12 protein-coding genes are annotated in these 14,452 nt (G+C 47.4%); 4 read left to right on the top strand and 8 right to left on the bottom strand.

What is annotated here, in order from left to right; all coding sequences use genetic code 11:
• Window positions 1–4: 4 nt before the first annotated feature.
• The 6 genes from GJR95_RS27975 to GJR95_RS27950 form a co-directional block, all read right to left on the bottom strand.
• On the bottom strand, window positions 5–880 hold the full coding sequence (locus tag GJR95_RS27975; RefSeq protein WP_162388996.1) for a heme/hemin ABC transporter substrate-binding protein: 876 nt from the start codon (window positions 878–880) through the stop codon (window positions 5–7).
• 60 nt (window positions 881–940) lie between these two features.
• The gene (locus tag GJR95_RS27970; RefSeq protein ID WP_162388995.1) at window positions 941–2,323 is read right to left on the bottom strand and encodes an HmuY family protein; all 1,383 of its coding nucleotides are present in this window, start codon (window positions 2,321–2,323) and stop codon (window positions 941–943) included.
• Between the two features lie 68 nt (window positions 2,324–2,391).
• Window positions 2,392–4,695: a TonB-dependent receptor gene (locus GJR95_RS27965; protein ID WP_162388994.1), complete on the bottom strand. Its 2,304-nt coding sequence runs from the start codon at window positions 4,693–4,695 to the stop codon at window positions 2,392–2,394.
• 702 nt (window positions 4,696–5,397) lie between these two features.
• Window positions 5,398–5,922 carry a molybdopterin adenylyltransferase gene (gene mog / locus GJR95_RS27960; RefSeq protein WP_162388993.1) on the bottom strand — a complete coding sequence of 175 codons (525 nt, stop codon included), beginning with the start codon at window positions 5,920–5,922 and terminating at the stop codon, window positions 5,398–5,400.
• 76 nt (window positions 5,923–5,998) lie between these two features.
• Window positions 5,999–7,816 carry a glycosyltransferase gene (locus GJR95_RS27955; protein WP_162388992.1) on the bottom strand — a complete coding sequence of 606 codons (1,818 nt, stop codon included), beginning with the start codon at window positions 7,814–7,816 and terminating at the stop codon, window positions 5,999–6,001.
• A 93-nt stretch (window positions 7,817–7,909) separates the two neighbouring features.
• Window positions 7,910–8,875: an isoaspartyl peptidase/L-asparaginase family protein gene (locus GJR95_RS27950; protein ID WP_162388991.1), complete on the bottom strand. Its 966-nt coding sequence runs from the start codon at window positions 8,873–8,875 to the stop codon at window positions 7,910–7,912.
• Window positions 8,876–8,955: 80 nt separating this feature from the next.
• On the opposite strand from GJR95_RS27950, the gene purU reads away from it, so the two are divergent.
• Together purU and GJR95_RS27940 are read left to right on the top strand one after the other, a co-directional pair.
• Complete coding sequence (gene purU / locus GJR95_RS27945; RefSeq protein ID WP_162388990.1) at window positions 8,956–9,798, top strand: formyltetrahydrofolate deformylase; 843 nt, start codon at window positions 8,956–8,958, stop codon at window positions 9,796–9,798.
• A gap of 169 nt (window positions 9,799–9,967) precedes the next feature.
• Window positions 9,968–11,632, top strand: coding sequence for a sodium:solute symporter family transporter (locus GJR95_RS27940; RefSeq protein WP_162388989.1), 1,665 nt, complete (start codon window positions 9,968–9,970; stop codon window positions 11,630–11,632).
• Here GJR95_RS27940 and GJR95_RS27935 read toward each other — a convergent pair whose 3' ends face one another.
• Window positions 11,633–12,367 carry a copper homeostasis protein CutC gene (locus GJR95_RS27935; protein ID WP_162388988.1) on the bottom strand — a complete coding sequence of 245 codons (735 nt, stop codon included), beginning with the start codon at window positions 12,365–12,367 and terminating at the stop codon, window positions 11,633–11,635. It lies immediately after the preceding gene.
• Between the two features lie 353 nt (window positions 12,368–12,720).
• On the opposite strand from GJR95_RS27935, the gene GJR95_RS27930 reads away from it, so the two are divergent.
• Window positions 12,721–12,942, top strand: coding sequence for a DUF2795 domain-containing protein (locus GJR95_RS27930; RefSeq protein ID WP_009284883.1), 222 nt, complete (start codon window positions 12,721–12,723; stop codon window positions 12,940–12,942).
• A 105-nt stretch (window positions 12,943–13,047) separates the two neighbouring features.
• Here GJR95_RS27930 and GJR95_RS27925 read toward each other — a convergent pair whose 3' ends face one another.
• Entirely contained in the window at window positions 13,048–13,524 is a 477-nt protein-coding gene (locus tag GJR95_RS27925; RefSeq protein WP_162388987.1) for a sterol desaturase family protein, read from the bottom strand.
• A gap of 251 nt (window positions 13,525–13,775) precedes the next feature.
• Here GJR95_RS27925 and GJR95_RS27920 point away from each other — a divergent pair, with 251 nt between their 5' ends.
• On the top strand, window positions 13,776–14,441 hold the full coding sequence (locus GJR95_RS27920; protein ID WP_162391888.1) for an AlbA family DNA-binding domain-containing protein: 666 nt from the start codon (window positions 13,776–13,778) through the stop codon (window positions 14,439–14,441).
• The last annotated feature ends 11 nt before the right edge of the window (window positions 14,442–14,452 follow it).

Raw genomic sequence — 14,452 nt, 5'->3', positions numbered from 1 at the left:
CAGCTTAAGCTTTAGGCTTCTGGGTTATTTTTTGGGCTAACTCCTGTAGCGCTTTTCCTAAACGGGGAGAGAAGCCACTCAGTAAATGTCCATCCATTGTGATGATACGACCGTTTTTGCCCGCATTCGTTTGGGCAACTCCCTGTACTTTGGCTAAACCATCAGCACCTCCGAGACTTTCGAGACCGCTATCGAACAACAGAATCACATCAGGGTTTGCTGCAACGAGGGCTTCGGCTGTAAGTGGTTTATAGTTCTCGAAATTGGGCGTAGCATTGACACCGCCAGCCAGCTCGATCATTTTGTCGACCTGTGTTCCCCGGCCCGATACCATCATGGTGCCCGTGCCACGGGCATAGATAAATAATACCTTCGGGCTTGTCATTGCCTTTTTGACCTGGGCCAGGTCAGCGTCCAGCTTTTTGATCAGGGGCCTGGCCCGTGAAGGAACCTGACAGGTGTTAGCTACATCCTGAATGAGCTTTTTAGTGCCCGCAACGCTGTACTCCTGCTGAAAAGAGATGACCTTAATGCCCGCCGATTTGATTTGCTCGATCACTTCCGGTTTTGTACCCGCATTTTGCGAGGTTAGCACGAGCGTTGGTTTCAGCGATATCACTCCCTCGGCTGAAATAGTCCGGTTATGGCCAACTTTGGGGAGTTTCTGGAGCGATTCGGGGTATGTACTGGTAACATCGACACCAATCAGGTGTGATTGAAGCCCCAGATCACAAAGAATTTCGCTGACAGTGCCGTCGAGCGAAACAATGCGAATGGGTTCATCCTTGGGCGAACGGGTTGCGTAGGCTGGTTGATTGCTCACCAGTAAGCCCAGTAGAAGAAAACCGAGCCATAGGGTAAAAACAGACAGTTTTTTCATTGCTTTTATCAGTAAAAAGTCGTGCTGCCCATAAGCACGGGCAGCACGACCAGGCCATCATTACGACGCTTGCTTAACCAGCTTAAATTCAAACTTGGGCTTACCGCGTTCGCCACCATCCTGCGAGGTGAAACTGACGAATTTGAGTTTATAGACGTTTCCGGCGGCATCCTTAATGACGTAGAACCGATCCGTTTTCACCCCAATTGTGCCCGTAGTTGCCCGCCAGTTGGCACCAATAACGTGCTTATCGCTCTTGAAGGCCGTTGTGGCAATGTTACTTTCGCCATAGGCATCATACGAAACGGTGCTGGTCAGGACTTCGGCTGCTGTTACACCGCCGAGGAAGTTGATATACACCTGATCGGAGAAGTAATAGGGAATATCATTGGTGCCGTCACTGGTTTTGTAGATAGCTCCAGTCCACTCAATATCCCAACGTGCTTTGGCTGGTTCTACATCCACTAAAGCACCCGTATCGAATGATGCGTATTTAAAATTATACGCGTTGTCTTTGGGAATTGAAACCGTTTTGAAGGTCGTTTCTTTAATACCGGCATACTGTAACGTATAACCAGTAGTACCGTTCCGTATTACCCGAATTTTCACCCAGCCTTTGGCAGGTATCGCTCCACCGGTTCCCCGGTTGATGATGTACACCTTGTTATCGGTGTCGGTCGCCGAAATACTCGGAATGACTGTTTTTGTAATATCGCCCGATACGTCGTCGATTAATTTCAGACCGGCCGGATCAAAACCCAGTGTCAGTGCCAGTCCAACGGTGTCGGCCGCCGTAACCTGAGTTAAATCATTCTTGGCCAGTACCGCAGCTGAGGCACCCGTCAAGTTGTTTAGAATAACCCGGAAATCAGCGCCCGAATAGAAGCCCAAATCCCAGGAAGCGCGTTTTACAGAGGTAGCGGCATTGTTGCTCAAATCGGCGAAAACAGCGTTTAAAGCGCTGGAACCGCCCGTACCACCATCGAGTGTCAGAGTCGTGCCTGTCGAAACGATTGAGGTGAATTTAACCTTCAGTTGTTTGGTTGTACCCACCAAAACCGGACTGGCTGCGGATGAAATAGCAAAATCGATGGTTTCCGTACCGCTAAGGAACAGATTATCGGCTTTCGTGAGTTTAAACGAAGCTTCGCTGCTGCCCGCCGGAACCGTCAGCGAAAGCGTATTGCCGGTGGCTGCGGGAGTGGTCGTAAACTGCGTTCCATAAGCAATGCCGGTCGGTGTAACCTGAACGGTTACAGCCGTAGCTGCGTCAACAGCTCGTGATAATTTGAGTTTTATCGTGGCTTCTTTCGTGGCAGCATCCAGCCCTTGTTCGGCACTTTCAAACTGCACCAGATTATCAGGTAATGGTGGGTCACTCTCCTTACAGGCATTTAATGTACTTACTGCCAGAGCGAGCATGTATACAATGACTCTTTTCATATGATTTGAACTATTTGGAAACTGAGGTTTATTATCGAGTAATTGGCTGAGAGGAAGGTCGGTTACGCTTACTGTTTATACCACTGAAAACTAAGCCCCATAAAGTAGGAACGGCCATAGCTAACCGGCGCGGGGCCACTTGAACTATGAGCACTGCCCGTATCAGGCGATGTATTCGCCAGTCGTGTAATGTTGAACAGGTTTTTAACCCCGGTCGTGAGCGTCAGGTATTTCGTAATGGTTTTCGTTATCGTGAAGTCAGCCCAATGAAATGGAGCGATTTCGGTCAGGGTTGCCGACACCTGGCCATCTGCATTGGCAGTTGCCAGATAACTTGGTTTCTTCCCGGAATATTTATAGAAAATGCTGAACTTGGTGTCAATTTTCTTCAGCGTATAGGTGAGGTTCGTGTTTACTTCCGGCGACCACATGAACGATGTTAAACGCCCTCCTGCGTAAGTGACCGTATCGGGCGTAGCCAACAGGTTATTGTACCGTCCTATGTACGAAAAGCCCACCGTTGCCTGTATATCTTTCCAGCCGACCACATTTTCCAGCGTGAAACCAGTCGTTTTGAATTTATCGATATTAATGTTCATCGAAATTCTGGGATCGCTGGGGTCGATTCCATAGCTGATCAGATTGTTGAAATCATTGTAGAAAAAGCCGAGTGTTGATTTGAACTTAGTACTCACCTGCCAGGCCAGCGATCCGTTGAAACTGTTCGAATTTTCGGCTTTCAGAGTTGGATTACCACGGATAGAGTGGCTGGCATCGAAGAAATTAAAGTACAGTTCACGCAGAGCCGGTGAGCGGAACCCGCGGGCGTAGGCTAAGCGCAGATCCAGATTGCTGGTGAGCGCAAATTTGGTGTTAAGGGAAGGAATTGCCGGTGGGGCGTCGTAGACCGAGTTTTTAACGAAGCGTAAACCCGGACGGATGCTGATGCGGGAAGTTGGATTAAGGGTTGATGAAACGAAAACGGCGTAATCGTTAATGGTCGGCGAACCCAAAATCCTCGCTCCGGAAGCGGCATCCAGATTAATATCGATGCCAGGCTGCAACGAAATTGACGAAGATATTTTATAGGAAGCCGTAGCGCGGTAGGTTTGACTGGCAAATTTTGATAGATCCTGTTCGCCTTCGCCCAACGAAAGGGTACGCTGCCCGGTTGTTAAGTTCAGAATCGTCGTCTGTGTCCGACGCTGGTAATCGGTATAAGAAGCCTGACCGTTGAGTTGTAAACGTTCGCTCAGTTTCCAGTCTCCCTGCATTTGATGCACATACCGATAGGTAATGTATTTCTGATCACGGGCCTGATGCGTGTTTACGTTTTCAGTTCCCTGGCTTAACAGATCTTCCTTGAGGGCGTCGAGCCGGTAGTAGATATTGACCGTTTCTGTATGGTAGCCAACTTTCCCATGGCCGAACAACTGATCTTTAGGTAGCCAATCTTTTGCCCGCCCCGGCGATTGGCCCTGCCAGCCACCAAAGGTGTTATTGGTAACGCCCGCCGATCCATTCCAGCCTTTCTTTTGCCACGTAACCCCCACATTCTGAATATGAAGTCCCTGATTGGTCAGTAGATTATATTCTTTATTAGCGGTTTCTTCCTGAATTCGGGCGCTAACGCCGAGCTGTTCGGTGCCTGGTTTTTTGGTGATAATATTGATGACACCCGCTAATGCATCTGAACCATAAGAAACAGACATTGGGCCTTCTACGATCTCGATGCGCTCAATACTGTTGATGTCGATCTGGTTAAGGCTTTCGCGGGTATCGCCCCGGTCGACCATGGGTAAACCGTCCAGCAGAATTTTTACATTTCGGCCCGACATGCCCATCAGTTGAACGTCAGTTGTACCCAGCGTCAAATCATTCGAGAAGCGGAAGCCTAATTCGTTGTTCAGCACGCCCATAACGTTTACGGCGGCCCGCAAGCGAATGCGCTCACTGTCAATTACACGCACATTATAAACCGATTTTTTGAGCGATTGGGGTTCATACTGGCCTGTTACAACTACTTCGTTAAGTTGGGTATTGGATGCTTTCAGGTGGGTTGTAAATTGGCTAGGCTTGTCATGCGTTACCTCAATTGTTTGTCGCACCGATTCATAACCGATCATCGAAACCTGTAATTCGTGATTTCCCGGCTTCAGATTGGAAAGAATAAAATGCCCATTTCGATCTGCGGCTATACCTTTTTTGATTCCATTGACCCGTATGGTGGCAAAGGCTCCTGGAGCGCCATCAGTTAGCAGGACTGTACCCTCAATGGTGCCATTAACTGTTTGCTGAGCCTGTATGGTAGAGATGCTTATCCACATCAAGAGTTTCAGTAATAAGAAACAGTTGCTGTATTTATTTTTCATAGCTAGTGGGAGCAATAAGCCTTGATATTAGCTGGTATCGTATTGAGGCCATATTATAACTGGAGATCAGTTACTGGTTTCTACGATTGCAGATCGCCTGATCGAGCCTTATTATTATTTAGACTCGTTAAAAATAGAATGCAAAGGAAGAGAATGACTGCTTTGGAAGCAAGAGTTATTTAGAATTTGTCTTAATAAATTTAGTAGAAGGCTAGCTGATTTTCCGTATCAGTTGCGAATACGCTCAATAGATATGATAGAATTATAAATTTGTGTAGCATTAAATAGTCATTATTTAAAATTAAGTATTAAAAATTGGGATTCATTTCTATTTAACCGTCGTTAAGGTTCTGTCAACAGATTTTGACAGGAAAAGGAACTGGCTTTACATAGTAGGTCTTTCGCTGCTAGCTGTGCCACGGTTACTACTGTTGAGCAAACAAACCACGGTCCGCCGTGCGGTGGTAAGGTTCTGAGTGAAAGGCCTCCATTATTATCAAGATCATATCATTTACTTTGCTGGCTGCAAAAAGTACATTAGCTAGAGTAATGTGCGAGTTATACCAATAGTGCCAGACTCTTGGAATATTCGTATGAAATAACACTTATTGTAGAGAAAAACTACTAAAAGTACAAAACCCCTGATGAGGCTCTATAGAGCCTCATCAGGGGTTTTGTCAAAAAATGTAAAACCTTGAGAGTTTAACTCTTCGGGCGAAATACTTTCATTACCGTCTCGTCTGTTGTGAGGAACGGGCCGCCAATCAGATCAATACAATACGGAATGGCCGGAAAAACGACCGACAGACACTGGCCTATTGCCGTGGGTTTGCCTGGTAAATTGAGCAGGAGCGTTTGATTACGAATGCCAGCCGTTTGCCGGGACAGGATCGCCGTTGGAACGTACTTGAGGCTTTCCTGACGCATCAACTCGCCAAACCCTGGCAGCATCTTCTGGCACACGGCTTCGGTAGCTTCTGGTGTTACATCGCGGAGAGCAGGACCTGTTCCGCCAGTTGTGACAACTAGACAACATCCTTCCCCATCAGACAGCTCGATCATCGTTGCCTCTAACTGATCCTGTTCGTCGGGGATAACGCGGTAAACGGGCTCCCAGGCGGAGGTCAGCCATTCGGTCAATAGCTTAACGACAGCCTTACCGGGAATATCTTCATAAACACCCGCGCTGGCCCGGTCTGAGACATTAATAATGCCGATTTTGATCATAGACGATAGTGTATGCACGACAGGTACTCAATGATCTGGTTGGTAAAAGATCATTGAGTACCTGTCGTGCAGCTTATCAAGGTTTTCTGCGCTTTAGCGCGAGGTCATGCGCTGTGTCGTAATAAGAGCGGAGGTTGCTCCAGTCGAACACTTCAGCGATGCTTTCAACGCGGTTACGCTGCGCAATGCGCTCCCGTTGTGCCATCCGAACGAACCGGAATAGCACACTGGCCAACTGGTCAGCCGCTTCGTTGAAGTTTTGCGTCCGGCGGTTGATGACGTAGATGCCGCGGTTTTCGTAGTCCCGCATGATCTGCATAATGAAATCACCGAACCCAGACTGGTCGCTTGTAACGGTCGGTATGCCACGAACAACGCATTCCAGCGGTGTATAACCCCAGGGTTCGTAGTAGCTCGGAAAAACACCAAGGTGGCAGCCGCGTACAAACTGGCTATAATCCAGACCGAAAAGTGGATTGGTAGACGCAATGAAATCCGGGTGATAAACAACCTTGACCCGATCGTATTCATTGTTGACAAGATTAGCCTGCCGGATGAAACGTGTCATGTCATCTTCCTGTACCAGATTGTGGGTCACGAACGGCGGAAGATGTTTAGTTTTCCAGCTTTGAACCGTGCGTCGAAGGCGAAGACGCCAGTATTCATCCACAAATTTGTTCAGATCAGGCAGCGTATTATCTGTATTCGATGCGGCAGCTAAAAACAACCGTTCGCCAACCTGTTTTTCGATACTCTCACACGTTTCCTGAATTTCGTCGAGCAGCGCCCGCGAGTGCAATACCTCAGGATTGATTGATGTGTAAGGCTGTTTGGTAACCATGAACATCACGACCGTCATATCCATGCTAGCCTCCCGCATTCGGTAATTGAGCCTTGCGAGGGCTTCGAGGGTTAGGTCATAGCCTTTATTGGAGAACTCAAACCGGCCCGATGTAAAGAAGTAAAGCGTTTTTTCCAGATCGAACGAATAACTCTGGAAAAAGTGACCCATCACGAATTCATGAATTTTCTCTTTGTAGCGGACGTGGAGGTTCTGAAACTCGTGCGTCGCGGCAAATCGGGTAATATTCAGGCCATTGGGCAGGATCAGGTCAGGGTTGCGGCCTAAAAAAACTTCGCACTCGCGGGCCGTTACATCACTGACTGTCGTAAACACATGAGCCTGTTGAGCAGCCAGTCGCTCGACGGTAGCCTGCGTATCGATATTGTAGTGCAGGGCTTCACGTTTCCAGTCGAAGAAGGGTAGTTTGCCGTAGAAACCAGCTTCGTTCTGGGCCAGATAACGGCCTAGCATCGTGGCGTGGGTTGTAAAAACGGTAGCTACTCTGACGTTATCCCGGCGCAGATCGGGCAGGCCGGTGCTTGCCATCCATTCGTGGAAATGGGCGACAAAATCGACACGCCTTGAATGATCTTCGGACAGTAGTGTAATGAACTGCCGGACCATTTCGCCAAAGGCAATGGTCTGATTAACAAGATCTTCTACGTTTATGGTCGAGAGCTGGTGGTTTTGCCAAAGCTGACCTTTTATGTAGTTCAACTGCTCTTGTTTGATGCTGTTGATATCGAACAAGACCACCCGTGGGCGACCCGTTACGAGCCAATAACCATATTCAATGGTATAGCCCAACTGGCGCATCTTTCGAACAGTTTGCCCAATCTCTGTTTCATCAGGCTCAGTAATCGGTTCAAATTCAGCGGCTGCCCGTTGCGGGAAATACGGCCCGAGCGCAACATAGTTATCATCCCATTTCTCGACCATAGCCGGCACTTTTGACCGGATGACCGTATAAATACCGCCCACCTGATTACAGACTTCCCAGGCGATTTCAAGCAGTAATTTCCGCTTTGATGTTGAAAATACCGATTCCAAATTAGCTGATAGTTTTGGCGTATTATGTACTAGTACAGATTACGAAGTTTGGACGTGCAATCAAATACTATAAACAATAAAAGACAAACTTGTTTATTTCAAATATGAGCGAGCATCCAGAACCTTTGTCTGTTTGTTCTGTGATATGGTGTAGTTAAAGCCCGGCTGAATGCTGAATGCACCTGTTTCGCCCTGCTTATTTACGGCCAGAAAACCAACCTGAATATCTTTATAATTCTGCTTTTTCACGATCCGCAAAGCTGCCTCTTCGCAGGCTTGCTGAGGTGTTCGGCCCTGACGCATTAGTTCGACGACCAGAAATGAGCCACACGTGCGCATTACTAATTCGCCCAGGCCCGTTGCACAGGCTCCCCCAATTTCATTATCGACGAACAAACCTGCACCAATTATTGGTGAATCACCAACACGACCATTCATTTTATAAGCCAGCCCGCTTGTTGTGCAGGCACCCGAAATGTTTCCGTTTTTATCAATGGCCAGCATGCCAATTGTATCATGGCGCTCAATGTTGGCAATGGGCTTGTATTTCGCTGTTTTTAACCACTCCCGCCATTCTTTTTCCGCTTTTTTTGTCAGCAGATTCTCCTTCTTAAAGCCTTGAGATAGGGCAAATGTTAAGGCTCCTTCGCCAGCGAGCATAACGTGGGGTGTTTTATCCATAACTGCTCTTGCCACCGAAATCGGGTGCATGATATGTTCCAGAAACACAACTGAACCGGCATTCCCTTTCTCATCCATGATGCAGGCATCGAGCGTAACACGGCCATCGCGGTCGGGACGTCCGCCGTAGCCAACACTCATATCTTCGGGGTCTGCTTCAGGTATGCGTACGCCCGCTTCCACCGCATCCAGAGCCCGTCCGCCCCGATCAAGTACTGCCTGAGCAGCTGCATTTGCTTTAGGTTGTTTCCAGGTAGAGAAAACCAGCGGTCTGTTGGCCGAAGCATCGACCTGAGTTGATGATGAAGTCTTGAAGGATAATGTCGGAAAGAGGCCAGCCAGGGAGCTAACAGACAAAAAACGGCGTCGATTTATCATAATATAGCTACTATTGGCCCAAAATAAAGGAATAAACAGTTGGCATTTACTACTTTTAGCCGATTTATTACGAACGAATTATGGAAGATTCCAGAAAGCATATTCTGCTGATGGATGGGCCTGATGACAAGGGCCTGATTTATCATGTAACCGGCGTTCTGTTTCGCCATAGCCTGAACATCATTCATAACGACGAATACGTCAGTCCATCGGGGCAATTCTTCATGCGAACCGAATTTGAAGGAACATTCGATACGGCCTCTTTGCTGAATGAATTAAAAGCGACCTTACCCGATCCTGGCATTACGTTTCGTTTAAACCCAAAACGAAAGAAAAACATAGTTGTTCTGGTTACCAAAGAGCATCACTGCCTTGGCGAACTATTGATCCGTTATGCGTTTGATGAACTGGATGCCACCATTCTGGCCGTGGTGAGCAACTACAATATTCTGCAACCGCTGGTCAGTAAGTTCGGTATTCCGTTTCATTACGTCTCTCACGAAGACAAAACCCGCGAAGAACACGAGGAAGCGATCTTAAGGACACTAGCTATCTACGAACCCGAATTCCTGGTGCTTGCTAAGTACATGCGCGTGCTGACGGCTGGTTTTGTCAATAAGTTTCCGAATCGGATCATTAATATTCACCACTCGTTTTTGCCTGCTTTTATTGGCGCTAATCCCTATCGGCAGGCCTACGAACGGGGCGTCAAAATTATTGGTGCAACGGCTCATTTCGTCAACAATGACCTCGACGAAGGGCCCATCATTGCCCAGAATGTGAAAGATGTCGACCACAGGCATACGGCCGCTGATATGGCTACGGAGGGAAAAGACGTAGAGAAAATAGTCTTGTCGCAAGCCCTAAAGCTGGTATTCAATGATCGGGTCTTTATTGCCGGGAACCGGGCTATCGTTCTATAAATAGTCCGTTCGAATAGGGTATTTGTGGGGTTGGTTTACATATTATCTAGGATTAGGCTTCGGTATACAAAGAAAGACGCGGAAAAGCTCACTTTTTTGTATCAGGAATATGGTATATTTCGGGCCTGAAAAATCCCATTAACTTAGACTTCCTGTTCCCTGCTGTATCATGCAAAAACTTCAAACATTAGACTACACAGTCTTTTTTGTTTACTTCATTATTGTTAGTGCCTACGGGTACTGGATTTATAAGAAAAAACACTCCGCTAATATATCTACCACTGATTTCTTTCTGGCCGAAGGGTCGCTGACCTGGTGGGCTATCGGTTCTTCCCTGATTGCATCCAATATTTCGGCTGAGCAGTTCATTGGCGCTTCTGGGGATGGATTTGCGATGGGATTGGCAATTGCTACGTATGAATGGATGGCGGCCGCTACGCTGATTGTAGTAGCCGTTTTTTTTATGCCCATTTACCTCAAGAACCGCATCTTTACGATGCCACAGTTCCTGACCCAGCGGTACAACAACACCGTTGCCATGATCATGGCCATCTTCTGGCTATTTCTCTACGTGTTGGTTAACCTGACCTCGATTCTGTTTCTGGGAGCACTGGCCGTATCGACCATTTCAGGGCTGAACTTCACGGCCTGTATGATTGGGCTGGCCGTTTTTGCGGTCATTATTACACTGGGCGGCATGAAAGTGATTGGTTATACCGACGTAATTCAGGTTTTCTTCCTGATTCTGGGCGGTTTGGCAACTACCTATCTGGCCGTTGATCTGGTTTCCACTCAGAATGGCACAGAAGGAATACTCAAAGGATTTAGTCTGATGCTGGACCAGTCGGCAGATCACTTCCATATGATCTTTCATAAAGGAGACCCGCACTATGCCTCACTACCCGGCCTGACCGTTCTGATTGGTGGTATGTGGATTGTGAATCTGAACTACTGGGGTTGTAATCAGTACATTACGCAGCGGGCACTTGGCGCTGATTTAAAAACGGCTCGTGAGGGTATTCTCTTTGCCGCCTTCCTGAAGTTGCTGATGCCAGTTATTGTGGTATTGCCCGGTATTGCTGCTTATACGCTTTATCAGAAAGGCTTGTTCCAAAAGGAGATGCTGGATATTACGGGCGAAGTGAACAAAGACCATGCTTATCCTGTATTGCTCAATCTGTTGCCTGCCGGGCTTAAAGGGCTTTCTTTTGCGGCTCTGACGGCTGCCGTAGTGGCTTCGTTGGCGGGTAAGGCTAACTCGATTTCGACTATTTTTACCCTCGATATTTTTAAGAAATACATCTCGCCCGATGCCAGTGAAAAAAGACTGGTTCAGGTTGGCCGGATAACCATTTGGGTGGCCATGCTGATGGCAATTCTTATTTCGCCATTCATGGGTATTGATAAAAAAGGAGGATTCCAGTTCATTCAGGAAATGACGGGTCTGGTTTCGCCGGGCGTATTTGCCGCCTTTATTCTGGGCTTCTTCTGGAAAAAGACGAACTCTCAGGGGGCTTTGTTTGCCATTGTTGGCGGCTTTCTCCTCTCGCTGTTTTTTAAGTTTGTGCTGCCTGATCTGGTTAATCTGCAATTTCTGGAACCAACTGGCTTTGCCGTCCTGAATGCCGATGGCGTTTATACGATTCCATTTCTCGATACAATGGGCTTCGTTTTCCTGATCTGCGTAGCCGTAATGATTTTTCTGGGCCTGCAGAAACCCAGTTCAAAAGGGTTGGCCATTGATGCCAGTATGTTTAAAGTCGCGCCAACATTTGCGATGGGCGCGGGGCTGATTCTATTCCTGGTTGCTATCCTGTACGTCGTCTTCTGGTAATTACTGCCGTTTGACCTGGTTTACTACGCTCTGAATGGCGTCGGCACTGGCTTCGATACGTTCGTATTCGCCCAGTACAGCCGACGCCATTTGTAGATTTTGCCGCCGATAGATCATTGGGCTTGGCTGGCTGCTTTTTCCACTCAGATGTAAAGCATCCAGACCAATGCCCATAAACTGGCTTGCATTTTGGCCCGAAACACCAACACCGGCCATAATTTCGATCCGTCCGGCGGCTTGTTCAGTTAACTGATGGAGCACTGATAAGCCCGATTCTGCCGAAGGATGCTGACCTGATGTAAGTATTCGTATGGCACCCGTACGGATTACGGCTTCCAACGCTTCAGCTGGGTCGCGGGTCATATCGAAAGCGCGGTGAAAGGCAACCGGCATTGGATAGGCCAGCTCGACAAATTCTCTGGTTTTGGCTTCGTCGATCGTTCCATCTGCTTGCAGGATGCCGAGCACGACGCCGTCGGCTCCGGCTGATTTAGCCGCCATAAGATCGGCTCGCATGACCGCTAATTCGGTATCGGAGTACAAAAAGTCGCCCCCGCGTGGCCGAATCATAACGAATAACTGAATGGAAAGATGCTGACGGGCTAGCTGAATCAATCCGGCACTGGGCGTGGTACCCCCTTCACTCAGGCCACCACACAGTTCAACACGGTCGGCTCCGGCTTGTTGAGCCGTTAAACAAGATTCAAACGAGTAGGCACAAACTTCAATTTGCATTTGAGTAAATACGAAATGCTTTATTCCCGCTCCAGGCCTTATTAGAGCTCCTGCTTCCGTAAAAAAAACTATTAGACCCGAAAGCAGGCAGCTAAATAAAAAGTAGCGTTTATGTCGGAAATATTACAGCTGAAAATATAGTTTAGATCAAAAAGTATGTATTTTGACTGAAAATTCCCTTCTGGCCCAGATTTACCGGAAGATCTAAACAAAAGTAGGCACTGGCAGTTATTGGCCTAAAATCCCGTCATAAATACCTTTTGAAACATTTTTGCGGAAAAGTGCTTGGATATTAACTGTTTTTTTACTTTTGCACCCTCATTGAAAAGTAGTCATTAAATACTGAAGACACTATGTACTGGACACTCGAACTCGCATCCTACCTGGAAGATGCTCCCTGGCCTGCCACCAAAGACGAACTGATTGACTATTCAATCCGCTCTGGCGCTCCACTAGAAGTTGTTGAAAACTTACAGGAGCTTGAAGATGACGGCCAACCTTATGAAAGCATCGAAGAAATCTGGCCGGATTATCCGACCAAAGATGATTTCTTCTTCAATGAAGACGAGTACTGAGCCATCCGGACAGTCTTCACATCAAAAAGGCGTGACCCATTTATTCATTGAGTTACGCCTTTTTGTTTATATGCTGAGCGAATAACCTGCTTATCCAGCTCCTGATTATTCTTCTTTAACGCTGGCTGGTGCGCTCTTCACCGTGCGGTCGTATTTTTTTGGCGCGTACAGAAAACCGAATGCTTCGGCCCCTTCTTTCGTATGAACTTTGTGGTGAATGTAATGCGCCCGCATGATGCGCTGCATGTATCGGCCACTGGTATCGACCTTCATCTTCACCCGCCGATGAACAATGATATCATGAAACACAAAGTAAAAGAAACCATATAGCGTTACACCAGCACCGATCCAGGCCAGAAAATCCAAGGCTGGAACCTCAACGCCTATGATGATAAGACTGATAGCTGTCAGGCTGAAAACAACCGCAAAGAAGTCGTTTCGCTCAAAAAAACCCTTATGATGGTTGTGATGATCGCGGTGCCAGGTCCACAAAAAGCCGTGCATGACGTACTTGTGTGTGAACCACGCTACACCCTCCATGAACAGAAAAGTCCCTAGAACCAAGGCAACGTTTAGCAGCATTTTTGTGTTGGTTAAGTAGTACAAAGGTAACTGGGTAGCTTGAGTAATTCGTTGCCTATGAATGGCGTTAATCATTTTTTATGACTAATTACTCCAGGTGTCAGCTCGCCAATAACGAAGTAATAACGGTTTGTTTTATTGAAAAGTTGGGTTGACCAGACCGACTTTTTAACGAAAAATAGAGATACGTAACAACCATTTGCATGTTTGGGGAAAAGCCGTATCTTTATCCCAATTCAGTACTCAACCAGATGAACCCATCGGTTATGGACTATCAGGCGCTTAAAAACCTGGTTAGACGGGGAGAGGGTAGCAATTTAGAGTTCAAACTGAAAACGAACCATCCCGAGAAAATTATCCGGGGTGTGGTCGCTTTCGCGAATACAAACGGCGGCATCATGCTGATAGGCATCGGTGACGATAAGAAGATTGTCGGGCTGAAATACGCCGACGAGGACGAGTACCTGCTCGTTCGGGCAATCAATAAATACTGCTTCCCGCGGATTAGCTACACGATTGAGCGAGTTCAACTCTACGACGAACGCGAAGTTCTCGTGATTCGGGTACCCCCCAGCCCAACTCGCCCCCATTACATTATCCCCGATCCGGCCGAGCCCGAAAATAAAAAGGCATACGTACGTGTCGCCGATAAATCGGTTCAGGCCAGTCGCGAAGTGCGCGAGATCCTAAAGGGTGAACAGGCTGATCGTGATATTCGCTTTAGCTATGGCGATAAAGAGCATAAGCTAATGCAGCATCTCGGCGAACATAACAGCATTACAGTCGATCTGTTTGCCTCCATTGCCGGAGTTTCCCGCCGAATTGCCTCCCGAACACTCGTTTTACTTGTATTGGCCAACGTCCTCGAAATTCACCCGAGTGATGTGGTCGATCAATACACGACACGATCCGTGTAGATAACTAAAAA

It is taken from the genome of Spirosoma endbachense (assembly GCF_010233585.1).
GTDB lineage: Bacteria > Bacteroidota > Bacteroidia > Cytophagales > Spirosomataceae > Spirosoma > Spirosoma endbachense.
This window is presented reverse-complemented; position numbering and strand designations above follow the sequence as displayed.